Raw genomic sequence first — 26,778 nt, 5'->3', positions numbered from 1 at the left:
ATATAAAAAAAATAAGAATAACTGCGCTATCCTTTCAACTCATGTACACGTTGCCATTCCTGCTGAGTAATCTTGTAATTGGTAGCATTGGGCTGACGAATCACAGAAATATTTTTCAGCACAGGGTCTTGTTTTAAGTTTTCCCGTAAGAGAGGCTTTTCTAACAACTTGCTGGTAAATCGAATCTTTGCACAAGGTTTAACACCAATGCGGCTGGTATCTATCCAATAGCCAATATCAGGTGGGTTTACAATAATTTTGGGAGATTCAATAATCTCTGCAATTGCACAGATTCCCGCCTTATCCCCAGACTTCCTTTCTCGGTACTCCATCGCCAGCAACCATGTCCTTTGCATAGCGGGTTGCAAGCCACGGCATCTGCTCAAAATCGCGGATGCCATCTATGATGCGATAGTATTTGGGGTTGTTTTGCAGTTGCTTCTAACTTTTGTAAAGCTTCAAGTATCTTTATGTTTAATAGAAACTAAACGCAAGACGTTTTGATTTTTATTCACCTTTAGCTTTTTTTAACTTTTGTTTGTGGACGAAATAACTGTATTCCTCTTGATTGGGTTAATACATAAAGTCCTCTATACACTTTTTTAAATTTTTTCAGTGATAAACTCATGTATTGTGCTATTCCCTCTTCAGTGATATCTTGAAAAATAGTTCCAGAGGATACCCCTGCTAAACCTCGCACAGCACCTGCAAGAATTCCATATTTACATTCTGCTATGTTTTGAGGATTGAGGAAGTATTCTACTGATTGGGATAAAGCACTTAGTTCTTTACGATTCGCCTTTTCTTCTTTCCAATAATCATACCAACAACCGTGTACCTGCCAGGGATATCCTAAACTGTTAAAGAAAACTGAATCTCCGTTACCGTTTGTATGATAATAAACAGTTTTCCCACATTTCTTACATTTGGTTGGGTAGGTCTTTGCTTGTACTTTATCCTTTGATTGTTTGCATTGTTTTTCATTACTATTAAGTAAGCTAGATATATTTCCATGAATATAAACACCAACATCTCCTCCAAAACCACAATTACAATCTGAGGGGTGATTCCAAGCATTACATGGCATATTATTAGAGTTTAAAAGGTCAAAGATGCAGTAAGAGAGTAAGCGATGTAAATGTTAAAGCAGCATTATTCAGTGCAAAGTTAATCTATCTCAAATCACTCTTCTTCATCTGTCACATCACTGTATGCCGAATCATCCACAGCCAATACAGGCTTGCCCATAGCAGCTTCAATTTTGGCAAGTATCATCCGTTGACGCGATGCCATAAAACCCTCAAAGTCGTCTTGTCGAAGTGTTATTGCATCAATTTGGTGAGTTGCCAAAATCGCATTCATGCCTGCATCATCTAGCTGAACACTGTCATGCTTTTGAAGCTGAACCAGATATTGACTTGGAGCTTTACCGCCAATCATGCGATTTGCTATAAATGATATGGGAGTTTTGTTGAGAATAGAGTTATAGCGAGATGCGGGAATACCCTGCTTGTCACACCAACTTTTGGGGAAAATGTGATGAATATCTAGTCTGCGTCCTTCCCAATCGGTTTCATCCAAATCCCGAATAGTGGACTTCCAAAAGAAATCTTGAGAACCTTCACGTTGAATCAAGGTATTAATACCCTTATATGCAGCACTAGTTCGGGAACGCAAAGTCCCTAAACGTGCAGGTTGAAAATTAGCATCCCGAACAGTTGCAGGTTCTTCCTTACCGTCCTCAATCCAGTCGATAAGCTCTTGAATATCCAAAGCCATACGGCTTTCAACTGCCCCGCCGTACAATTCGCCAAGGATACCGCACCAGAACCAACGGGCGATTTTGTCATGAATTTTCGGTTCCAGCCAGCGATCGCCAAGCAACGCCATGACTGCGGCAAGAGGAATAAGTTGAGTGCGGTAAGGTAAATCGCTAGTTGAGAAAAACGATTGCTGTCGTAAGAATTTTGCAGCTTTCCAATAACCTTGCTTAAGAGGCTGTTTCCATTTTTGTAAAGCATCTACAGTTAAAGATAGAACGGCTTCGCGCTTGGCAGTCACACCTGTTATTTGCTTGCCAGTTTTACCTGCTTTTAAGTCTTGCTGGCGTTTCTCCAAACTGTACAGTAGCGTTAATCCCTGGAAAAACTCTGTCGGTTCAACTTCATGTAATAAACGTTGTTTTCTGAGGTACGGTTGAATCCCTTCAATTCCTTCTTGAATATTACCAAACCATTCATCCCGCAAGTTGATGTTATCAGCAGCATAGGTGGCAGTTAAAAGTTCAAAAACCGAGAGGTTAACACCACCAGTATTTACTTTCTCGAATACTAGGCAAACAGCTTCCTTTTTATTGTTGCGATTGAGTTCAATGATGGGTAGCTCATAATAACGAAATTCATCAAGAACTTGGGTACGAAATTCCATATAGCGGCTCAATTTATTTGAGCCATGATTTGCATCATACTTATTTAATCCTACTTCCCAAGCACCTGCGTTGAGAATTTGATTACAAGGAAAGTAAAAGTGTTCATATTCCTTTTCTGGCGTACTGAGGTCAAGTTTGACATCACGCCCAAAGTTCTCTTTTTGAATACGATTTGCATCAATGCTAATAATTGCACTTTCGTAATGTTCTGGCCCTAATAAGGCCGTTTCAATATCAATATAGTAATAACGCTGTACTAATTTTTTCTTAGAGTCACGAGTTTGAACGGGTTGCTTAAATATTAATACTTGCGTTAATGAAGTCAGCCGTTGTTGCCCATCGAGAATAAGCTTTTTCAATTTATCAAGTGTTGCTTGTGTTGGATCTACTCCCTCAACAGGACGGGCTTTAAACTTAGCATCACCACCAGCCTCAAGCAGCATAATTGCTCCCACAGGGAAAGAACGCGCAATACTGACTAACAGTGAACGAATGTGTTCATCATCCCAAACCCATCCCCGTTGGAAATCGGGTAGTTGAATTTCACCTGTGATGATATCTTTCAGTAAAGTTTCTAGTCTTGTTTTAGTAGAATCAAATGTAGACATATAGATATTTCTTCTGATAACTTATTTGAATCTCTCGGAAAAAATGTTGAATATCAATAACTTGCTCAAAGCCGCAGATACCGTCTATGAGGCGGTAATACTTGGGGTTGCCTTGAAATAATCATTAGGTGATTGTTTCGTAGATTTCCTTGCTTGATTTTGGGGGCGATCGGCATTTAATTTTTCCTAAAATACTATACAAACCCTTCTTCTAATAACTCAATCCCTTGGTCTGTAATTTTGTGCCTTTGCCCTGAGCCTCCCACGACTCTGCACCAACTTTCAGTAATAAGTGCAACTTGTTGGTCTTGAACTGCTAACCAATAACTAAACCCACCATACATTCCCGGAATTGGAAACCAATGTGCAGAATCTTGAGAATTTAAAATAGGTGCTAGCTTGGGAAGCTCTAATTTTTGACTATCAATCAAATCTCCTGCTCTCTCTCTGATAAGTTCATGAAAGTAATGCTCAATTTGCAGTAATGTTTGCTCTGAAATTTGTTGCATAAGTTGTTTTGTAAAATTTGTTTTAGTCAATTTGACGGATTTAACTTAACTGACTGCGTACCTTGCCAACCTAAGCATCGCACACTCTACTTTCCCTCGCTTGTATCTGGTTTAAACCACTCATAGCAAATCAATTTAATATCTTTTTGCTGGATAATTTCTGCTGGTCTTATGTCTTGGTCATCTGTAAGTTCCTCATATTGGTCAGTGTCTACAAAATATTCATCTAACTCAGAAATAAGTAAGCTGACATTTTTATGTTCTTTGAATAACTCCCAAATTGCTTTAACATCTCGCTCATAACTCCGAGAATTAACGGTAGTGATTACCTTTAACACCCGTTCTTTAGCTTCTTCATCAATTGGTTCACTTTGAAATAAATCAGGCTGGGTGAGAGCATGATGAATGCTTTGTAATAGCTTGGGCATTTGCGGTTTAATGCCTTTAGCCGTTTGCTGTTGTTGGAAAGAGTTAAACAGATTGCCTATGGCTCTTTCTAAAACAGAGAAAATGCGGTTATCAAACTGGACTGGTGGTAATTCATCGGGTTTAGGAAAGTCTGAAGATTGGCATTTAAGCCAGTTAAAAATGGTGCGTTTGTCGCTAATCAACCTATCAGGGTCTAGGGAGATAGCATTATCAATGCGTGGGTAAAAGTGCCAAAAGTGTTTGTCTTGTACCCGAAAAGCAAAGAATATTCCCCCATCAGGAACGTTGGGGTGGGGTATGGGTTTATTCCAGGTGCTATGAATACCAAAGGGGATATCATCAATTAGTTCTTTGCTTGCTTGTTGTAAAAACTCTAGTAGGGGTAATCTCATTTCATCTAGAGATACCAAATCAGATGCTTGTTCTAGTTCCTCTAAAATGGCTTGTTTTTCTGCATCGGTGTCAGCCATCTTGAGTTTGTACAGTTCGTCTAATGATTTACCAGAAATAGTTTCACCTAGTACACTACCGTCTAGCCCTACCTCACGGTCAATGGTGGCAATGCGCTCTTGTAATCTTCTAACTAACCCTAATAGCGTCTCTAGTCCCTGTTCTGGAAAGCAATTGTATATAAACAGTTCATCATAATCTGTTCCCAGTCGGTCAATGCGTCCTGCCCTTTGAATCATGCGGACTGGGTTCCAGTGCAAGTCATAGTTAACTAACACCCCAGCATCTTGCAGGTTTTGACCTTCTGATAGTACATCTGTACAAACAAGAATATCAATTGGGTTTTGTTGCAGTAGAGCTAATTCCTCATCACTATCAGTTTGGACATTAGCTTTGGGCGCAAACCGCTTAACTTTCTCTTCCCGTTGTTTACCGGGGGTTGCACCAGTCAATAACTCAATCACAGGCGCTTTAGTGTTAACCGTCATTTGGGATAACCAAGCTTTATCTGTAATTAATTGCTTATATAAATACTCAGCCGTATCTTTGAAGTAGCTAAATACTAATATCTTTTTACCTTGCAGTTTGGTTTTGAGTAGGTCTTTGAATGCTGCTAATTTGCGGTCATAGTCTGTGTTAGCTGCGGCTGAGGATTCAATTTTTTCTAAAGTGATAAGAATGTTATTTAAAATTCTCAAGTCAGCTTCAATCTGCTGTTTGAGTTGATTCAGGTCATAGTCTTTAGAGTCAACTTCACTTAGTGACTCAATAATGGCATTAACTGAGTTACCTTCTTCTTCATCTTCAGCAGCTAATACTAACTTGCGAAAGTTTTTACTATCTAACAGTTTTCCTTGTTGAGTCAGAATTTCATAAAAATTAGTCTGAAAGTCTCTCTGATTGCGAATACTATTTTTAAAAGCAAGTAGCGAACTTTCAAATCGTTTAAAATAAAGGGCTTTTTGGAGGGCAACTAGGGCATCATTACGCTTGACTTCATTTTCTTCCCCTTTATCCTTGCGCTTTTTAAAAGCCTTAATGTTATAAGCAGGTAAGTTAAGCTTGTCAATTTGAGCGGCTATCCCAGTGTACAGTCCAGCAAAGCTATCTTCAAAGTTATAGGTAAACTGTTCTAACTGGCGTTTAGGAAAGTGAATGAGTTTACCATTAATGCGAATTTCTTCACCTGCTTGTTGCCTTCTAATCACGTCCTGGCGGCTGCGTCTCACCATTGTTTGCATGAGGAGTTCTGTAATTTCTACGCCACCTTTAGCTAAGGCTTTAAAATAAGTCTTGAGGTTAGAAATACCCCATTCTCTGTAATAGGTTTCACCACCACGGGTAATTAGTAGTATTTGATGATAAAGGTCAAATATGCTGTTATTAATAGGGGTAGCGGTTAGTAACACCACCCGTTTATTACGTTTACCACTGCTAACTAGTTTTAATAAATTGCGGTAGCGATTGGTGGCACTGTTGCGAAAGTTATGAGATTCATCCACTACCACGATGTCATAACGTGCGTAATCTTGAACATTAAAGCTTTGACGGCTGATTTCTTCATGGGAAATTACATCAGCTTTAATGCCAAATTCATCTAGTTTTTTGTCCCACACTAATTTTTTGAGTTGTGCCGGACAAACCACCAAAGCACGAGGCACAAATCTCGGTTTCCTCAGTTTAATTAGGTAATAGTCCAGCAGCCGCAAACCAATAAAGGTTTTCCCCAAACCCACAGCATCAGCAATAACACAGCCATCATGTCTTTCTATGAGTCTGACTGCTCTTTCAAATCCCTCTTGTTGAAAACTGGCTAGTTCTAATGAGGTGCGATCGCTCTCACCAATGATGGTATCTTCCTTAAATAGTTCGTATAGTGCTTTGAGGAATATTTGGTAGGGGGTGTAAGCTTTACTGCCAAACTTAGAGGCATTGAGCGCATCAATTAGCTTGGTTTTGTAATCTAAATCAACACTAGGGTCATTCCAAAATCCTGCAAACCAGTTATGTCTGAGGTCGTGAGCGATCGCACCAATTTTGTTGACAATGTTTAACTCGGTATTCCCTTCTAAGCCGGCTGGGGTGAAGTTGGAAGACCCGACGATGCTGTAATTATTGAAGATATAGGCTTTAGCATGAAGAAACTGATTTTTATCTCCATGCGCTCCAAACAGTCTCACCTCAACGTCATGCCTTTGCAGATAGGCAATCATGCGCTCTATCTCATTCTGGTATTTAGAATTTAGCGGTTGGTTTTCTAACTCCTCTTGAATGTTTTTCTTAAAGTAACGGATTAAGTCAATGCGATCGCTTTCTGCTGGTCGAATGGTGGGGTCACGTCCAATGAGTAACCGCAGGCTGGTGAGTTGGTTCATGGCAGCTTCCAGACGTACCCATGCCTCAATGCGGAAAAAGCCTGTGGCGATATCGAGGACTATTTGATTTTCATCCTCAATTAAGGTTTTGAGGATGGTTTGCAGTTTGTGGCGGGAGTTATCAATGTAGTCTGGTAGGGGCATTATTAATTTTTGTTATTACTTTCAGTATCAGTAAATGAAGATGCTGCTGGTTTCAAGTCAAAGGTTTCATTAAAAATCTCTTGATATGCTTTTAGAAATTGTTCTGTTTTTCTAAACTCTTTAAAGACTGGCCACTCTTGATAATGAATTGCTGAAACTTTTCCAGGGTGATTTCCAATTGCTTTCATTAGTTTATAGGCTTCGTCATATTCATCTAGTAAAACAAATTTTGCTAATTTCAACTCATCACAACAGGCACTCCAGTCTTGTTGTAATAGAAGGTTGCGATATTCCTTCATATCTCCGATCCATTTAAGGCATTGTGCTTTATTTAACAGCAGTAACAACTTTACCTGTTGAGAAGACTTTTTTATAATAGGTTCACTTCTTGCAAAGTCTAACAGTATATTTGATAGTTTATATTCTTCATCAATAATAAGTTGAAGACATAAATTGTTTAGCGTCATATCTGCAATTTCTCGTTCTTCAGGCTTAATCTTTCGCCATATAGTATGAGCTAATTTCACTCCTACTTCAAAGAAGCAATAATAAGCTTTATCAAAGTATTCTTCACTAACGTCTAATTGATCGCCAACTTTGCAATTAGATAAAGGGATTGCATTTTCTGTACATACATTTATATATTGATTTGAAATAATGCCATCACAATGAACAAACAAATTCCTTCTTTCCGTAATTTCAATAAAGTTTTTCCATGCTAGTGTGTCAAAATCCCTAAGACTTTTCATGTTTAATCTATTTTCAAGCCATTTAAAATGTTCATTATGGCTTTCTCTCAACACTGATTCTATTTCTTTTTCAATTAAATATTCTTTAGCTGCATCCATACTATTAAATTTTAGTAGCTGTTTAAAGCTAAGTTGCTTATCTGAAGCATGAATAGTTTCTGGCTGAACAAAAAACATTGTTCTAATAAGTAAACTTAAATGAATATCAAATTCACTAACTAAAGAAATAATAAAATTTCTTTTTATCACTGGTGAAGATATGCTGTATTGAAGTGCTTTTTTACCTAATGCCTGAAAATCTACTAATTTCTCATAAGGCATTTGCAAAGAAATTTTTAGTTCTGTTTCAGTTTGTTCTTGGCTTAAAAATGGCGATGTAAAACCAATCAATTCTTTTTCTGCATTTTTCGCGTTTAATTCAATTATATTAGCAATTAACTGAAAGCTAAATTTTAAACTTTCAATTCGAGTAATAAATCTATTGATTACTTGTTGGAAATTACTATTCATCATCATTATCCACTTGATATAGATTTTTTCTACTAGCTCTCTCTTGTTGATATTGAATAATTATGTTTGCTATTCCTTTCTCTACTGGTTTAGTATCGCCACTACTCAATACTCCACAAGACAACATTCGATAAATCAAGCTATTCAAAGTCTCTTGGAAATTTTGACATTGAGTTTGTAATCGAAAAATATTTTCATCATTTAAATTACCTTGTGTCTCAGTATTTACTGAGTCAAGCTTTTCTGACAAAGCAGTAATTTCATGCCGAATTGCTTCATAATTGCTATGAGAGGATATTGCTAGTCTTGTTAGAGATTGAATATCATTTAATATTTGTTGATATGTTTCATTATCATTTCTATTAACTCGCTGGTGTAGCTGTTCCTCAAATTGAGAACTTCTAATTAAATTAAGCAGAATTGCTAAAACCATTGGTACAGTAGCATAGATTATTTTTTCACTAGCAATCGCTATGATAGAACCAGCTATAACAGCAAAAATTGATATATATTCTGCAATTTCGAGGAGTCGATGTTTATTCATACTTACTCCCCCCTAATAATGTTCATTTCTTCAGCCGTCAGCCCATATATATGAGCAACCCTATCATCAATTTCTGCTTCCCAATCCCCCACACCCTGACCTTTGGCATCAAGTATTTTTTTAACAAGTGAAACTATAATTTTGCCTTCATCTTTGGAAACATTGGGTATGGGAATTTGAAAAAGATTGTCTCTGAAAGCCTGTAAATATCCATTTTGTAAATCAGTACAAATTTGAGAAATAAACCACCAAGAGCTAGAAGAATTTAAAACAGCAACTACAAACTCATCGATACCAGAAACCATGTAAAGAGCATCATTATGAAAAAAACCTTGTTTGTCAAAAGCAAAAGTAGCTTTGTTCATAAATCGACCAAGGATAATTTTCGGTTCTTCAAACTCTTGCCAATATTTACAAGAGCGTAATTCCCAAAAATATTTACCTTGATCATCTCTGTTGATTAACCTTTCTCTAAAATAATTTAGAAAAGCATAAATAGCAGGATATGTTTTACCAAATATCTTCTCTGCTTCCTTTTCAGGCTTATCACTCCAAAGATGCTTTTTATTTTCTGATGACTCAATTTTAATTAAATATTGTTCAGCAAAATCCACACACCACCGCTTAACATCCCGCCCCCTCAAAAATGGTTTCAACACCTCAGCCGATGTTTCATGTTCAGCAATCAACCTATCCCGCGTCGCTCTATCTACAACAAACGCTTCATTTAAACCTGTCTTAATTCCGTAGTAAAACCTTCCATTCACATACTCACCCAACGGAGTACCTGCACTTCTTAACTTATCCAGCAACCGCAACACAGCAGGAGACTCTAACCGCCACCCATCAGATCCTAATTCCTTCTGAGGCATATAAAAACTTTGATTTTTATACACCAAGTTAAACTCATCAACAGACTTCCCAACTTCCCAATTCAGGACACGAGCTTGATGATTGTTTGGCTTACTCTTACTAACTAAAATAATGCTAGGGTATGCGATCGCTTCAAAGACGGGTGCATCCCCAAAATCAATCAACACTTGGACTTGTGACTTTTCCCCCAAGAATGAGCGCAGTTTTTCACCATACCCTGCACGGAAGTATTTGTTAGATGTAATGTAAGACAAATGACCACCAGACTTGAGCAGCCTAAACCCACGCTCATAGAAGTAAACAAAAAGGTCACATACCCCGGTGTAACACTCATATTCTGCTTGAAGGGCTGGTTTGAGTTCTTTAATCTGCTCTTGTCTCACATAAGGCGGATTACCAATTACAATGTCAAACCCACCCTGCTGCTGAAACACCTCATTAAAGTGCAGATGCCACTGAAAGAAGTTAAGCGATCGCATTCCCTTTTCTACTTCAGTAGCAAACTTATCCAACTCAGCCAACTTATCAGCAATCTGTTGACGTTCCTTTTCCTGAGCCTTGCTGACTTTGCCCTTCATCAGCTTAATTTTGTTTTCTAATTCCCTCTGCTTCCCTACCCCAAAGGAACGACGGTCAGCGATCGCAACTCGAAACACGTTCTTTTCAGCTTCTAAAATCCTCTCTCTGAGAACCTTTCGCTCCTGTGCATGAGCTTCAAAGTACTGGTGTTGCAAGTCTATTAAAGGTTGAATAGCTGTTTGTACAGGGGTGACATTCAGCATTGTCTGCTGGTCTTTGGTGGGGTCAGGAATTAACTGCTCACCTTGAATAGTAGAAATTAGCGAATCCCCACACATCAACTTGTAATCAAGATTAGGCAGTGGTTCCACATCATCAATATCAGGAATATCCACTACCAGCGATAACCACATCCGCAGCTTGGCAATCTCAACCGCTTCAGGCTTGATGTCCACACCATACAGATTATTAGCAATAATGTCCCGCTTCCATTGACTGATAGTAAGACTACCCCGCTCTACAGTCATACCTTCCCGATGAGCGATCGCTTGCTTCACTGACAAAATTACTTGCATCATCCCCATTGGGAATGCACCAGAACCCACAGCAGGGTCACAGATTTTCACGGATTCTAGAGCTTTTTTAAGCTTTTTCGCCTGTTCTTTAGTTAGCAGTTGGTTAATATCCTGTCCAGGTAGTTCAGGGTCATATTCTGTAAGTTTCTTGACTGCTTCCAAGTCCATATCTGTCTGGTCTGCTAGGTAGCGACTTAGGGATTCCACACACATAAACTGGACTATTCCGCGTGGAGTGTAGAAAGTACCACTTTGTCCTCTTTCTTCAGATGCCAGCATATTCTCAAACACCTTACCAAGCATCTCAGGGTCAACTGCTGCATCTTCATCACCCTGAATGTTTTCTGATACGGTGAAGTTATAGCTGTTAAAGAACCTGAGAATAAGCTGCTACGCATCTAAATTTAATAAACAGCATTGCCTTTATTTTTAATCTTGCGCTCCCATTTAATAATAAGGCCTCCTTCATTTAACAATTTATTTAACAAATCTTCTAGCTGTGATACTGACTCAAACAATCTATGAGCTATATATTCTTTTGCTGAATGCCAAACCAATTCTATTAAATTATAATCTGGGCTATAAGGTGGTAGAAATTCCAGGATAATATTTGGCATTTCCTCTTTGATATAAGCTAAAATATCTTTTCTTTTATGAAAGCTAGCATTGTCTAGAATAATCACTATTTTTGCCGAACAATCATTGAAGTTATCAATTAGATTACCTTGCTCTACCCATTCCTGTAAGAGAAAGTTGTTCAAAGATTTAAGCTGCTCATAAAATACATCTGCATTTCCCTTTTTTATCACAAAATTAATTCTCTTTTTGTCGTGATAACGTAACCCTCCCATAATATTTACTCTTCCTCTTCTCCTTTGCCCTGTGATTTTTCTTCTTGTACCTTTTTTACCCCAATTTTTTCTTCTTATTACTCTTAAACTGAATCCGCTTTCATCCCAAAACCATACCTGCAAACGCTCTGGTGCAACATTTGTTATTCTTAAATATTCTGATAATTTTTCTTTAAATGCCTTACGTATTTCAGGATTCTGTTTATCCTCTAGGCTATACTTTGCCCAAAGGTAAACGTACTTTTTTCGCTCTAATATTCTCCTAACTTGAGAGCCACTTAATTTAATTCCTGTTTCCTCTTCCATATAAGTTGCCAGTCTTGCTGCTGTCCATCGACCAAATTCATATCCATATTCTACTGGGTCTTTTTCAATTATTTTTAATAGCAATTCTTCATATTCTTTGGTAACTTTACGGAAATTACCTTCTCTTCTTCCATCTAAAAAACTTTCTAGATTATCTGGGTCTCCGTGAACAGCCCAATATGCTACTGTTGGATATGCAATATCTAAAAACTTACTAATCTCGTGATAGGTTTTTCCATCATTCATTAATAATAAAATCAGAATCTTTTCTCTTACGTAGGGATTTTCATGCTCTTTTAGCGTTTTTAATAGCCGTTCCTTTTGCTGTTCGGAAAGATGATTTTTTGCTGGCATAGGTGGCTGATATAAGATTAATTCCTTAATCTCATATTATACAATCAAGATGCGTAACAGCTTACCTTTATCGCCACTGGGGTCAAAAACAGAATTAGGTAATTCGATTTGAGGGGGTGTTTCCACGCCAGCTGCATCAATAACGCCTGAACCATAATCCCGGTCAAACAGTCCACCATTGAGATAAGGAATTTTACCCCAAGGGGAATCCATATTTGGGCGCTGTTTGTTAAGCATTTCAAAAAACAACGGCTCTAGCACCTGATTATAGAAATCGGTATCTTCTAGGTCTGAGCGTAGTTTGTTGTACTGAGTCTTTAGAAAATTGCGATCGCCTGCCAAAAACTCCTTTTTCTGTAAAAAGTAGAGGAACATGATTCGCCCCAGGAGTCGTTGAGAGAATTGGTGTAGCCGATTTGAGTCATTGAAATAGGAATGCTGATTGTTAGTTTTAATAACCCGTTGCAGTTCCTCAAAGATTTCTCGATAACCCCGATAGAACTCTTTAGTCAGCTTCTCTACATCAAAAGCTTCACACTGCACCTTATACAGTTCTTGGGGAGAAAGGTTTCGAGCAGCGATCGCATCTAGGCGGTCACGGTCATAGTTGGTGGGATTAGCCCTATCAATTAGTAACTTGCGAATGCTAACTTTTAAATTCAGGTCAGCATCAAAGGTTTTGCGGGGATTGACCAACATCAATTGGTCATAATTTTTTGTACCTAACAGCAGAAAATTAGAGGGTCGTCTACAAAGACTTTGAGCCAGCGATCGCATTCTGTTGCTGGCGACACTATTCGAGAGCCATTCGTTTTCTTGAAGCTGAAACAGCAAAACTTGCAGCGATTCATTACCATGCTGATGATCGGCAATCATGTATGCGTTCCAAATAGCTTCTGCACTCCGAGTAGGTAGCTCTAAGTCATCAATAGCTAATTGTTGAGCAGAAGCGTTATAGCCAATTTTTTGAAATAAAGATGCTACGTTTTGTGGGCTATCTATATGCCTGACATCATCAAGTTGTAGTAATCGCTGCGCCATTTTAATATTCTATTAACTCAAAATTTGTTTATTTAAAACCCTTGCGGTGTATCGACTTTAATTAATCTTGGATTGGCAGGTTAAGTCTGCAAATCCTCTATGAAAATTGCGACACCAAACAACCCATTGCAAATATCGCCATATCAAAATTAAGCAAGCAATACTACTTACCTAAACAAATCTGCTTACTTGTTACTCAAAACTAATTTGATTGATATTTCGCTAACAGTTTCTGCCCTTGTTCACCCATCTCTTGTAGAAGTTTTTCAATCCTCTGCATAGCCATCGGTGATAATTTAGAGCGTTTATTTTCCCAACGATTAACTGTGGAATAAGTAACACCTAAATGTGTTGCAAACTGTTCTTGGGTTAAACCCGTTACAGTGCGAAGTTCATGGATAAGCTGTCCCAGTTTTGGTTGTTCGATTACCAAAGGCTTTTTGATCGTCATTAGCTCAAAACCCACTACTTGAGTAGCAAATAATGTGTGATTTGCTATATCGTAGTTAGCCTCATACTGGATTGTAACCCGCTAATATACTGTTATTTATTTACTGTAGCTTTAATGTCTCTATGTAATAAACGCAACTTGTACTTAAGTATGCTTGGTGAGAACTGGTTTAATGTACAATTGCTCCCAAAGTGCCATTGACGGCCCGTAAATAGTCAGATGGGGATAGCAGAAGCAACATACCTCGCATTCCACCAGAAACACTAATTACTAATTTCGTTACATTAATTATTGCTACGTAAAGCTCGAAGATGTAAAACAGTTGCCCAAGCTCCATGTAATTGGTTTGCAGGTAATTCCTGTACAACCCTAAATAATCCTATTGCACTTGTATTTGCAAAGCCTGGCCAAGCAAATGAGATTTTTGTAAATAAGCTGTTTAAAGAATGGCTTGTTGCATATGGATCATTAGCCCTGATCGCAAGCTTCAAGATAGTTTCAAGAATTTGATCAGCAATTTTATCGTCTACCCGTTCTATTTGTTCCTGAGAGTTGATTAGTCCAGCGATCACGACTAATGTTTGTTCCAACTTGAATCTAAGATTTTCATCCGAAGTATGTGATACATGATCAGCAGCAACACTCAAAGCAAAAATTGCAGTAAATGGTTCTGCTCGATAAAGTTCAAGAATATCAATACTTCTTACTAGAATACTAAATTTATCTACCAGATCGTTATAAATTGGTCGGTCTCCAATTACTGCAATAATTGACAACCATTGATCTCTAGCAAGTGGTTCATTTACTAAAGCATCAATTGCATTTTCCACTACTGCTTTAAGTTGCTCAGACGAAACTTGATGTCCTAATTCTGTCCCAAGTAATAAACCTATATATTTACTGCGATCTCCACCAAGTAAAGCTCCCAGGTTATCTTGAGCAAGAGCTGAATCATCATGCCATAGGATTGGATCAAGGAACTGCTTATCTTCAATAGTTCTAACTGCAAAATTGACCATCTTTTCAGTGATTCCTATAGCCTTGAAAATTACTGGGTCTTGCTCTGCCAATATTGCAGCGAGTCCGTGGGCGACTAAAGTTATCCTGTTAAGTCGTCGAGGGTGAAGTACATCATTCCAAAATACAGGATTACGATTAATGATATCAGCACTAATTGCTCTACTTTGAGCATGGTTTTTCAATCTCTGAACGAACTCATCCACAGTAACTGTAGGATTATACAAGAGATTATATAGTTTGCTTGTATGTGCCCAAATTATGGACAAGCGAATAGATGGAAGCCAATCTTTTGTCTCATGCCAATGACTGAATTCGTTATTTACTAGGTCAAGAAGTACTCTGAATAACCTGAATTGAAGTTCACCCGCTTCACTAAAAATTTCATCGATAAGAGACTTAACTTTCTTAGTATTGTTAGATGAAAGCAGTGCTAAATCAATTAAATGGAGTTTACATAATGGAGAAGTCAATCGCAATGTTAGTCTTTCTAGGAGAGCCTTTCTCTCACTTAATTGCATCTGACTAAATGCTTCTATTACTGGTTTAGGTAGTTTGACTGGAATACAAGAAAGGCGTTCTAAGCAGATTTCAAGCCCCTCAGTTACCAAAAGCGATTCTGCGGCATTGATTAGTTTCTCGTGAAAACTCAAGCTTTCTTCTACACAGTGTTCAAGATGGAAATATCGTAATAGCCCAGCACCTGATGGAGGAATTAACTCATCTATTGTGAAAGTCTGCTCTTGATATAACTTCTGTTCAAACAATAAGTAGAAAACTGCTGCCGATTGATTACGCCATACATTTGCTTGGTCAATACGTCTGCGGAAGTCTGTGGTGGATAGAATTTCGCCAATCACCTTTTCAAATCTAGAATTATCACAGTCAAACCAGAAATGATGCGATCGCAGAACTTGTTCCCGTACATTAGGATTATCTGATGCCAGAAGCATTACATCGTCTTGCCACACATAATTTATTGAGTCTGCTTCATTGATAAAGCGGAGTTGGATGGAAGAATTACTCTGAACTGCCTGAATTTTAAAAGCTGTTTGTGGCTGTAATGCTGTAATTATAGTATCTTGGTCATTAATCGCTGTTGCGATAGCTGGTAAAAATTCTAATGCCGGAAATACGAGAGGGGTGGACGAATCTGGCAATGTGAGATTGATAGATTCAACCATTTGAATCTGAAGATAAGCCATCAATTCAGGATCGGTGTTTAGTTCATCCTTTAGCACTTCTGGAAGATCCCGGTAAAACTGCTGCAACATTCTTTGGTTAAAGTTTTGCAGTGATTCGTCCCTTTCTTGCTCTCGCCCCAGATAAAGAATAATGTTCTTGATTAATTGCGCCACAGAAGTACTCAACTCTGGGTTGGCTCTAAAACGTCTCTTTATTATTCGTTGCTCAAGCCACTCAAAATACTGCTGACGGCGATTGGGAGTTTCATGGATATCGTTAATTTCAATTTCCCAAAATTTAAGACCTTGAAAGTACAGAGTGCTAATGTCTTGGCTAATAAAATCAAGCCCATCATTATTTAGATCAACATTGGGCAATAGATGTCGAACACCAAAAATACCAGTATATAAATTTTCTAAAATCCAATCAGAGTAAGCAATAGCTATTTCTTCTGAAAAATTGGTATCTACCCAAATTTCGCCGATTGAATCTTGTGTTGCGCGTAAGCACTCAAAGACAAACATCATTTCACCGTCAGGACTAGGTGAGCCTTCAGGTAGCGGAGGACGCTGAAGTCTGTGCAAATCTAATAAACAAGAGGCGACGTAGCGACGAATGACTGTTAGTTCTTCCGTTTCCCGAATTCTTCCATTCTCTATTTGTGCTTGCTTCAAATGATAAATAATTTCTTTACTGTTGATGGCAATGTACCGAATGTTACTAGTACGGAGTTGTAAAATTTTCTTGTAGTAACTTGTTTCATTTAGATCCCCTTTTACCCGTAATGCCTCCAAAATATCTAACACACCAATGATTGGCACAATGTTATCTCGATTCGGGTATTTGCTGAAGAAGCGATCGTCAATCCAAATAACATCTTCTGGCTGAGGCGTATATCTAAATAAGTCGTATACTGTTAATCCATTCTCTTTCCATGAATGCAGCAACTCAAGCTCTTGTTCGGAGTCAGGATTTGCAACTGCGATCACTTCATATTTTCCTTGCTCTAATCCAGTTGAAACACGCTGAATAAGCCCTCTCTGCCATCTTATAACTTCAGATGAATGCTCATAGGCATTGATTGCTGCCTGTCCTTCACGAATACAGTCATGTGTTACAAAAACTCGAAAATGGCGACAGACTCTTGCCAGTAAATCTGACCCAGCTAAGAGATTAGCTAACTCAGAGTTAACAAATATGAAGTCATTCCGTGCTGGTAACTTTGGTGGCAAATCTTGATACCTTTGATCCCCCAGATCATTCAATGCTGTTTCATATGAGTTACTGGATAAAATACCTTCTTGTTTCAACACTTCGACCAACGCACGACAGTTGATCATTCGTTGCTGATCTGCTTCATCAAGCGTAACGGGCTGTTTTACATCGTTGTTATCTAGTCGTGCTAACGGCAAGAACTCAACCACAAAACCGTTTTCTGCACGAGCTTGCTCCAGCAAAATAGTTGATTGTTCACCCAATTGTTCGATTAATTCATTAAATTCTGGTGTTGGAGACTGAGATAGTTCTCGTAATTGTCCTGATTGATACAGTCGTATGATTTCGCGGTGATTTGCTAGCCGAGAAGGTTGATGCTGTAGGAAGTACTCACACTCTTGCAAAAGAGCAATTGGTAGTGTTGCAGAAATCCGAATTGGACTAAATCGTCGTTCCACTACATTCAAAATACCAAGGTGAGCAGCTAGCAAAAAGGCTGATATGTCTAGGTGCAGTCGCCATTGATTGCTGGAGTCTGCAAATTCTTCTGGAAAGGGACGGGCCCCATAGCGTATCAATACTGCTGGCTGAATATGGGGATTAGGTTTGTTAGCATTTTCATTGAGAAGAACTCGGAAAATGCTAGTGAGTGCCAATCTACGCGCTTGGGCAATTAAATGGATCGGAGCTTCAGCATTGTCATATTTGCGATTCATTGAAGCCGCATTTTCTGCCCATTCTCTTTGTAGTTCAAGAAGTTCATGCACTTCTACAGCATGAAATGGGCCTTCTCCGCTTATAGCAAGAATCCTTGCCCGTTGTGCAAAAGGTTGGATTTCACGATCTAATCCCAAGTTGTATCCTAATGTAATCACTTCCCCTAAAATTTCGGGTTCAATTGTTGCAGTAATTGCCTGCTGCCATAACTGACGTGACAATTCAGGATCTTCTGATAATAACCACCTTGCTACTTGCAACAGGGCATTTGGGTGAACATTTTCATGCCTTAATAGTCGGGAAGCTGTAATCGCTACTCCTCGAAGATTTCCTTGATCTCGCTGAAGTCCTATCAAGGTTACTAAGTTTTCAACCGTCTCTTGCGATCGCACTAAATCCTCTGCCTCAGCGACAGCTTGTGAAATCAACCCTAGTTTGGCTTGACAATAGGCTCTGAAGCGACGCAAATATGGAGGTAAGTTCCCACCAGGGAAAAGCCGTTGATGCTTATTTAAAAGTTGAAAGCATTGCTCATAGCGACCAGCCTGTGAAGCAGATTGTGCTGCCAGACCCAGAGCATCTGCTGTTCCTACTGTGTTTACTAAATCATCTGCCTTATCAGCTACATAAGCCCAGTTTTGTAAACTAGCTTGCAACTGACAAGATTCCCATAAATATTGACCATTACGGCTTTCCTGCCAGCTTTTATCTAGATATTCAGCAAATCCCTGCCATTCACCGCTCATCCGCGCTTTTTCTCTACGGATACCTTCTTGAATACTGCGACGAAAACTGAGATTGCTACAGCTTTCGGCTTCTTGAAACGCAGTATCAAACTCTCCATTTATTGCTAAAGCTTGAATATGCCAAAAAAGCCATAATTCTTTGTTTCCAGTTTGCTCAAATTTCTCTCTGTTACGATTTAGTAACTCTAAGGCTTGCTTAGTAATCCCAAAATAAATATATATTCCAAACAGAGCTGCAATACGCTCAATATCGTTGCCTGACTTTTCCACAAATACTTCCAATACTTGCTGACTGGCAACTAAATCAATTTCATAATTGCGAACAGTTCCCCAAACAATTGCTTGTGGATTAGTTGGATCTTCAGCAAGAAGGGTACGGCATAAGTCTTGAGCTTCTGACTGACGGTCTAGGTCGTTAGCTAAACAAGCTAAATACCACACTTGCCAATACTGGCGTTCTTTCTCTCCTCGCTCAGTTTGAGATGCCAAGTGGTTAAACTTATCTGCTGCCATGCGTAGACGTTTTAAACTTTCGTCGTCTCGCTTAATTAATGACCACTCAACAGGCTGAGGGTAGTTGATTAAACGCTTAGGGACAGCAGGAGAGAGTACACTGTAGTAATTGATCGTAGCCTCAGATATCTGAATCTTTTCCCAATTTGGTTTTTCATAACAAGCTTGCTGAATCTTTACTTGAGCAGCAGTAATATCCCCTATGTCTAAAAATGCTAAAGCGTGTATGCGGTTAGTTTCTGCATCCGGTTCCAAAGCAGGAGGAAGGTTTTCCAGCATTGTAATAACCTCATCTGTGCGTTGTATTTCTAGCAACAACCCAAGTTTGAGATTAAAAATGTCTATACTGGAGGTGCTATCAATCTGCTTCAATGCAGCTTTTGCACCCTTTGCGTGATAAATAATCAAACTTTGTAAAAGAGAATTATCTCCTTCTGGATCAAGGCTGCGTGCCTCTACCGCTAATGTTTTAGCTTTCTCAATATTCTGCTCTACGCTGAGAAAATACCCTGACATGGACTGTAAAATCTGTGCCTGCAAGGGTTTATCGAAGACATCCCAATTTTCATCGCCTCGAAGGGCTTCAAGGCAGGCGTAGGCTCGTTGTAAATGTCCTTGCCGATAAAGTTCGCGGTACTCTTCTAGTTGTTTGGCTTTTGTCTTAGATAAATCAGAAGATAGACGCTCAAGTTTTGAACTAATAACCCCAAACGTTAACTCTGTAGCTCTAGAGTTCTCAGCAAATTGAGGGTATGGTTGAGGTACGCGACCACAAATTTTTTCTACCCACTCCTGCGATCGCAGGTAACGAAGAACAATTTCAGGGTGAGGTGCTAACTTTTGGCGTATTGTGCTTGCTGACCAAACCTCGTACTGAATGTTAAAACAGGCAAAGCGCTGCTTTTCAATCTCAATTTGTTTTTGTCGCTGAGTTTGACTGAGATCGCAGCCAACAAATAGAATAAATCGCCGAACTTTTTTGTTTACCCAGTAGTCGATGTATTGAAAAAATTCATCTGACGCATCAATAATTTTCCGAGGTGGAAAATCTTTATAACATTTACACTGTCCCACTTCAGTGTAAATTCCATCATCACAATGTGCTAAAAGGTCAATTCCATCTTGCTGTTGTCCTCGTGTGCCATAAACATCACAAGTAGCGATTCTAGATTGTTCTGAGAGCAGATCACAGCACAAGTCCTGAAAGGCGTACTCATCAAGCTCATAAAAGTTGGGAGGCAAGTTTGGATTAACTCTAGGGGAAACCATTGCTGCTCAAGCTTTATATACTTTCAAATATAGGTTTTTTATTTTACAGCCTACTACCGTAACACAAAAATTTTAGATCCTAAGAAATAATCAAATACCCAAATCTTAAACCCCATTACCCCTCTTCTGTCACTCTCCAAAAACATTTGTCATTTCTGACTTCCAGAGCTTTTGTACAGGAAGCGATCGCCAAATTTTTTCCTAATAACAAATATAAGACCAATTTTTTCTAATAATATAACTTGTATTGATTGCCTTATGGGGCTTCTAGCAATCACTTTCCCAGAAAGTGACAGAAGAGGGGTAAGTGCAGGTTAATTTTTTCTAGTTACACATTCTTTTTCAATAAAACTCAACAGCTTCTCCTCTACCACAGTCAAATACGGTCGCTTCAGTTCCCCCAAGTGCTTCAGCACAGCACGAGCAGCCTCTTCTAAGTTCTCGTTTTCCCGTAGCCTACTGATGCGATCGCTGTTAGAGAAATGCCAGTTATCTACATCTTCTGAGATTCTATTGAGTTTTGTTAATTTCTAGCCAGTTGTAGAGTGGGAACTGAACTCTGTTGAGGGCTGTATGAATCATGTAGAGGGGTTCTACAGCACTCAACTAAACAACTGGCTCCGGTTGGATGTCAAGAAGCGGGAAGTTTTATCTTTTCCCTCGTACAACTTCTTCACTGTCCCGTTGTGTTGCTAACTCCATTAGACTTGTCCGAAAACTCCAAAGCCAGACTGTTCAAAGCTTTGAGGCAAAACTTTGATATCTTCGTAAAAACGTAGCGATAAGGCTTTGAGATAGTTAGTGATAGTTTAGAGGCATAAAATTAACTCCTAACTTTTTAGACTTTATGAATGTTCTTAACAGCTAAGTTGGTAAAATTAAGCTACCGATTCTAAGCCTAACTAAACCACAAACTGTTAAGATAATTTGCTCATAAGTCTCAAGTTTCAATCGAAATCTCTGTGAGGCAATCCGAAATATTTTAAGCAGACGAATTAAATGCTCGATAAATATGCGATTACTAGACAAAGCCTTGTTTTCATCTTTTTGCTGTTGACTTAATTCTCGTTTTGGTTTTTTCTTATGAGGAGTTGTAATGTTTTTGCCTCCTTGAAAGCCTTTATCGCCCGCAAAAGGTTGCGAGTTATCAAATTTTTCTTGAGACTTACGGAATAAGTTTATATCTGCTGTTGGCCCAGGAGATCCAACCTCTACCTCCACAATATCCTTACCTTCTGGTATTCCAAACATTAAACTTTTTAATGTATGTTGCCTCTTCTTCCCAGAAAAATATTTTTGTTGTTCTTTTTGGTCAGAATCCCTATATATTGGCTGTTCTAGGCTATCTACTAATAGCCTAAAATTGGTTAATACTTCCTGAACAAAGAGTAAGTCGCTTTCATTATTTGAGACTTGCTCTAATAAACTTGAGGGTAAGATATCTCGCAGTATTGGTATCCAATAATGAAAAGTGTCGTTAGCTTCTGTCTTAGAAACGCCAAACATCATTCCTAATACTTGAAATGTTGGCATCTGTCTTAGATAAAATAAGCATAAACAGACTTGCTCACTTATTGACAACTTAGTTGGGCGACCTCCTCCAGACGCATTGATTCTAATTTTTTGTTTCTCCTGTTTCACTTTGATGTCTTGGTGTCGCTTTTCGGCACATCTTAACAGTGATTGCAGTTGTTCGTAACTAATTCCTAAAATTTGTTTTGTCCGGTGTGCATATTTCTCGATATAATCGAAAACCATAACTAATTCTTAAAAATGGTATACGCTCAATTTAACGTTTTACCATTTTTATTTTTCTAAGTTAATATTTCGGACAAGTCTATTGAAACTGCAACCCAAACACATTGGATGCCAATTTGCCGAAATTATTTGTTTAGGGTATTATCTCTCCCCCATATTCAGACTCTAGTACATTTAACAATTTTTCTTCTACAACGGTTAAATAAGCACGATTCACCTTCCCCAGCATCTCCAAAAACTTCTGCACCGACTCCTCCAGCGCACTCGAATACACCCGACTGATACGATCGCAAATCACCCGCATCTGCTCACACTCCTGGGGCAGGTAATTGTAAGATTTGAGGTGCTGCAACCCAACGGCGTACTCTCCATCCCAGAGCTTTACAGTGCAGCTAAAATCATTTACCTGCCTTACGATGCACCAGCCGCCGCCCTTGCCCCTGAGTTCAGAATTATCTTTGGCTAAGATTTGGCAGACTTTGCATAACTGGTAGGTGTTTCCTTCTAAGAGACACAGAACGATTATACAGTCGTTTCAGCAAGCTACAATTGTCACTAAAGCTTAAAAATCAACAAATAATTGCATGATTTTTGATGTTTCTTCATTGCAGATTGAAAACTTAGATAGCAAACAGCTTGTTGAGCTATTGAAAAAATTACTACACGCCGAAGCTCAACATTCGGGTATAAGTTTACGAGGAATTTCAGTACCCCTTCAGATTAATGTCCCTGATGGAGGAGAAGATGCAAGAATTTCCTGGACTGGAGGTTTTGAACAAACAGATTATCTACCTTCTAGGTTTTGCATATTTCAGGCTAAAGCTACTGATCCAAAAAAAGCAGGTTGGAAGAAAGAGGTTTGGACAAAAGATAGTAAGAAAACAGGAGCCATACCAAAGCTAAATGAAGCAGTTGCAAAGGTTATTACCGAAAATGGCTCTTACATTGGTTTTACTAATGCTGTGTTGATTGGCTCTAAGTACGATGAACGAATTGACGGAATCAAGCAAGGTATTCGAGAAGCAGGATCTGATCCTGATCAATTGAAAGCTGTTGACATTTATGATGCAAATAAGATAGCTGATTGGGTATCACAACATCCTGCGATCGCCCTCTGGCTTAATGAAAAGCACTCTGGGCTTGGTTTAAAAGGGTTTCAAACATTTGAAACATGGGGACGCAAGGCTGAAATTATATCAATTTCTCAAGTTGAAGACAAAGCTAGCCGTTTTTCCCTTGGAGATAAAAGTAAAGTTAATAACTCCTTGATTTTCAACAAAGTAAAGGAACGGATTGCAGATTTCCTAACTGATTCTCAAAAATCGATCAGAGTTATTGGCTCATCAGGTGTAGGAAAAACTCGATTTGTATATGAAGTAGTAAGGGATGAAACTACAATAGCAAAGATTGTATTAACAACATCTACAATTTATTGTGATTTTAGGGACATTGGTAGTCAAATTTTTCAAATAGCTCAGAGTATTTCTGAATCTAAAAACTCTACCCTGATGATTGTAGATGAGTGTCCACGCGATACTGCTGTTAAAATTTGTGAAATTGTCACAAGGGAAGGTAGCAAACTTAAAGTTATTACAATTGGCAATGATAACCAACCTATTGAAGAAGATAACTGCCTCAATATTTCTGTTACTCCTGCTGATGATGATCTTATTGAAGGCATTATTCGACAAAGATACCCTAATGCCGATTATTCAGATGTTAACTTTATTAAAAATATAAGTGCTGGTTATCCACGTATTGCAGTATTAGCTACGAATAATTATTCAGAGGGATTACCAATTCTCAAGTCTCTTGAAGATGTTGTAGAACGCATTCTGTCAGGTTGTTACATAAATAGACCAGAACAAGTTCGAGCAATTGAGTGTCTTGCATTATTCAAACAATTAGGTGCAGATGGAAATGTCAATGATGAGATTGATTTTGTTGCTGAAAATTTAGCCAGGCAAACTGGTGATGAAATGTATGAACATTTAGCTTTCGCGGCAAAACAAAATCTTATAGATTACCGTAATCCCTATTTTGCACTTAAACTCCAGCCAATAGTAGCATTTTTGGGAACAAGGCGATTAGATTTACTCCGAGTAAAAACCATCATTAATTTTATAGAAAACGCTTCTCCATCACTACGTAAATCTTTTTTAGGACAATGGTGCTATTTTGGTGATTCAAAAACAGCTGCTACAGTCGCTCAACAGCTTTTAGCAAGAGATGCTTGGTGCGGTTCGTTAGAGAAATTGAAAACAGATATTGGCTCTCAGTGTTTAAATGCCATAGTGCATATCGAACCTGATAGTGTAGCTGATACTATCAGTTATTTATATAAAGACTTGTCTATAGATAATTTAAAGGAAGCAGTAACCTACAAGCAAGAATTTGTACAAGTTTTGTCAATATTGGTTTCTCGTAGAAGTTCGTTTTACATAGCTGGGCTAATGCTCATGCAATTTGCTGCATTTGAAAATCAATCTTCTTCAAGTAAGGTATATAGCCGATTCAAACAGCTTTTTCAATTATATTTAAGTGGAACAGAAGCTGAACCATCTGAAAGATTTGCAGTACTTGATCGAGGAATATCATCTGGCGATGAAAGAATTATTTTAGTCTGTATTGAAGTATTGGAAAATACTCTTAAGCAAGATTATTTCTCCGGTTTAAGCATTTATAATCAAATTGGTAATCAACCTCCTCTTAAAGATTGGATACCAAAAATTTGGGCTGAAGTTTTTGATTTTAATAAAGAAGGTCTTCAAAGACTGTACTATATAAGTTACCAATATAAGCAATTTGCTAACAAATGCGAAAAGATTATTGCTAACTCAATCCGTTCACTCTTGTGTGAGTATCTTTTTGATGACATTGAAAAGATTCTAATTAAAAGAACAAAGGAGAAGGGAGTTTGGTTTGAGGCTATTAAAGGAGTTGGCGATTGGCTATATTTTGATCGAAAAGAGGCATCAGAAGAGTTTTCTGCAAAAGTTAGAAAGCTTTATAACAAACTTATGCCAACCGAGCCAATACAGAAGGCACTTCTCTACACGAAATTTTGGACAGCAGATATTAACGATCCTGACTTAAACTACGATAAAGATAATATATACACTCAAGATTTTGAATATTCAACCAGAAAAGCCAAGGAAATTGCTGCTGAAATTGCAGAAGACGAACAGCTTACATATAGAGCTATTCAAGTAATGGTTAGAGAAGAATTAAATAATGTGTTTCCCTTTACTGATGAGTTAGCTATGAAATTGGAAGATCCCGTAAAAGCTTTTCAATTTGCAGTAAACGAATTTGAGTCATCTAGTGATCGAAGGGGGATACAATTTATCCGTGGATTAATTGTAGGTATTGATAAAAAGGATACTCAAGCTTCAAACGAGTGCATTCAGATTGCTTTAAAATCAGATGCTCTCAAGGATCAGATGGTAAATATATACACTGCAATTAACATTTCTGTTGAGAGATTAAATAAAATTGTTCAGAGTGTAAAACAGGGAAATATACCTGTAACAAGTTGTGTGTATTTGTCCTATGTACAAGGATTACAAAACCTCAGTGTTAAAGAAATTCTTCCTTTGATTGATGAACTAGCTTTTAATTACGGAGCAGAAGGTGTATGGACATCTCTTGAAATTATTTCCATGTACCAACACAATAGAGAGAATCTCGATCAAGAACTTGCTAAACGGATTAAAGAAATAATCACTTCACAAGAAATTCTTGAAAAAACAAAGGCAACTAGAAGAGATGGTAATTTGTTTGAGCGGCTTCTTCTCTTAGTAAAAAACCATTATGGGATTGGGGATGAATTTGCAATTGGTTTAAGTAATCAAGTTATAAGGCTGTGCCAAGTTGAAGACTACCAAATTTTTGCGGCATTAAATGACTATTGCCGAAATATCATTAGATTCTTAGTTAAGGAAAAACCAAGTTTAATCTGGGAAGCTTTATCACGTTTATTTGAAATTGCGACTCCATCAGAAATCCATTTTTTAAAAGCTCTTATTGAGCCTTCACAACACTTATTTGATGGAGAATCTCACAATAAAGAAGGTATACTATTCGGTGTTTCGGATAATGAATGTAAAAGATGGGCTAAAGTTAACCCAGAAATACGTGTACCGTTCTTATGTATTTTTTATCCTATAATTGATACAGATAAAATGGGTAATAATAGATGGCATCCTGCTTTGGAAAGCTTATCTTATGAATTTGGTGTTTTTGAATCCTTTCGTCTTGCCTTATCACGTCGCATATATCCTAGTTCATGGTCAGGGTCTATAATCCCATACTTTGAAGCTTATTTAATACCTCTGAAAAAATGGTTTACACATTCAGTACCAGAAATGTCTTTTTGGGCAAGGGATACACATCGTTCGCTAGAAAGACGAATAGCTAGCGAACATAATAGGGAAAAACAAAATATAGGATCGCTCTTTTTTCCGCACTAAAGTAAAAGCAATAAGTTGCAATTAAAATTTTAATAAATGACAACGACTGAGTTTGAGATCGTCTTATTAAATTTATAAACACTGTAATATAAAAACATCAAATCGAAATTTCCAAATTTTTTCAAAGGATTCTCTTCCCGTTTATTCAGACTCTAAAACACTCAACACTT

16 protein-coding genes are annotated in these 26,778 nt (G+C 38.1%); 2 read left to right on the top strand and 14 right to left on the bottom strand.

What is annotated here, in order from left to right; translation table 11 throughout:
* Positions 1–26: 26 nt before the first annotated feature.
* From FD723_RS33185 to FD723_RS43370, 14 genes are all read right to left on the bottom strand, one after another.
* Entirely contained in the window at positions 27–401 is a 375-nt protein-coding gene (locus FD723_RS33185) for an EVE domain-containing protein (protein ID WP_306297036.1), read from the bottom strand.
* Positions 402–517: 116 nt separating this feature from the next.
* Positions 518–1,087 (bottom strand): hypothetical protein, encoded by a 570-nt coding sequence (locus FD723_RS33180; protein ID WP_179069517.1) that lies wholly within the window; start codon positions 1,085–1,087, stop codon positions 518–520.
* Positions 1,088–1,182: 95 nt separating this feature from the next.
* Positions 1,183–3,036, bottom strand: coding sequence for a DUF262 domain-containing protein (locus tag FD723_RS33175; protein WP_179069516.1), 1,854 nt, complete (start codon positions 3,034–3,036; stop codon positions 1,183–1,185).
* Between the two features lie 194 nt (positions 3,037–3,230).
* Positions 3,231–3,545 carry a hypothetical protein gene (locus FD723_RS33170; protein ID WP_179069515.1) on the bottom strand — a complete coding sequence of 105 codons (315 nt, stop codon included), beginning with the start codon at positions 3,543–3,545 and terminating at the stop codon, positions 3,231–3,233.
* Positions 3,546–3,631: 86 nt separating this feature from the next.
* Positions 3,632–6,943, bottom strand: coding sequence for a helicase-related protein (locus FD723_RS33165; RefSeq protein ID WP_179069514.1), 3,312 nt, complete (start codon positions 6,941–6,943; stop codon positions 3,632–3,634).
* 2 nt (positions 6,944–6,945) lie between these two features.
* Entirely contained in the window at positions 6,946–8,208 is a 1,263-nt protein-coding gene (locus tag FD723_RS33160) for a hypothetical protein (RefSeq protein WP_256875301.1), read from the bottom strand.
* Entirely contained in the window at positions 8,195–8,746 is a 552-nt protein-coding gene (locus tag FD723_RS33155) for a hypothetical protein (RefSeq protein ID WP_179069513.1), read from the bottom strand. The genes FD723_RS33160 and FD723_RS33155 overlap by 14 nt, the downstream gene beginning before the upstream one ends.
* 2 nt (positions 8,747–8,748) lie before the next feature.
* On the bottom strand, positions 8,749–10,992 hold the full coding sequence (locus FD723_RS33150) for an Eco57I restriction-modification methylase domain-containing protein (RefSeq protein ID WP_256875300.1): 2,244 nt from the start codon (positions 10,990–10,992) through the stop codon (positions 8,749–8,751).
* A 125-nt stretch (positions 10,993–11,117) separates the two neighbouring features.
* Positions 11,118–12,224: an IS630 family transposase gene (locus FD723_RS33145; protein WP_179069511.1), complete on the bottom strand. Its 1,107-nt coding sequence runs from the start codon at positions 12,222–12,224 to the stop codon at positions 11,118–11,120.
* A 36-nt stretch (positions 12,225–12,260) separates the two neighbouring features.
* The gene (locus FD723_RS33140) at positions 12,261–13,265 is read right to left on the bottom strand and encodes a hypothetical protein (RefSeq protein WP_179069510.1); all 1,005 of its coding nucleotides are present in this window, start codon (positions 13,263–13,265) and stop codon (positions 12,261–12,263) included.
* Between the two features lie 202 nt (positions 13,266–13,467).
* Positions 13,468–13,716 carry a DNA-binding transcriptional regulator gene (locus FD723_RS33135; RefSeq protein ID WP_069071804.1) on the bottom strand — a complete coding sequence of 83 codons (249 nt, stop codon included), beginning with the start codon at positions 13,714–13,716 and terminating at the stop codon, positions 13,468–13,470.
* Between the two features lie 284 nt (positions 13,717–14,000).
* On the bottom strand, positions 14,001–20,378 hold the full coding sequence (locus FD723_RS33130) for a hypothetical protein (RefSeq protein ID WP_179069509.1): 6,378 nt from the start codon (positions 20,376–20,378) through the stop codon (positions 14,001–14,003).
* An 864-nt stretch (positions 20,379–21,242) separates the two neighbouring features.
* Positions 21,243–22,136: a transposase family protein gene (locus FD723_RS33125; RefSeq protein WP_179069508.1), complete on the bottom strand. Its 894-nt coding sequence runs from the start codon at positions 22,134–22,136 to the stop codon at positions 21,243–21,245.
* A 133-nt stretch (positions 22,137–22,269) separates the two neighbouring features.
* A complete protein-coding gene (locus FD723_RS43370; RefSeq protein ID WP_256875299.1) occupies positions 22,270–22,440 on the bottom strand; it encodes a hypothetical protein in 171 nt (56 codons plus the stop codon).
* 39 nt (positions 22,441–22,479) lie between these two features.
* On the opposite strand from FD723_RS43370, the gene FD723_RS43365 reads away from it, so the two are divergent.
* Complete coding sequence (locus FD723_RS43365) at positions 22,480–22,602, top strand: hypothetical protein (protein WP_256875298.1); 123 nt, start codon at positions 22,480–22,482, stop codon at positions 22,600–22,602.
* Positions 22,603–22,720: 118 nt separating this feature from the next.
* On the top strand, positions 22,721–26,608 hold the full coding sequence (locus FD723_RS33115; RefSeq protein WP_179069507.1) for a hypothetical protein: 3,888 nt from the start codon (positions 22,721–22,723) through the stop codon (positions 26,606–26,608).
* Positions 26,609–26,778 lie beyond the last annotated feature (170 nt).

It is taken from the genome of Nostoc sp. C052, assembly GCF_013393905.1.
GTDB lineage: Bacteria > Cyanobacteriota > Cyanobacteriia > Cyanobacteriales > Nostocaceae > Nostoc.
This window is presented reverse-complemented; position numbering and strand designations above follow the sequence as displayed.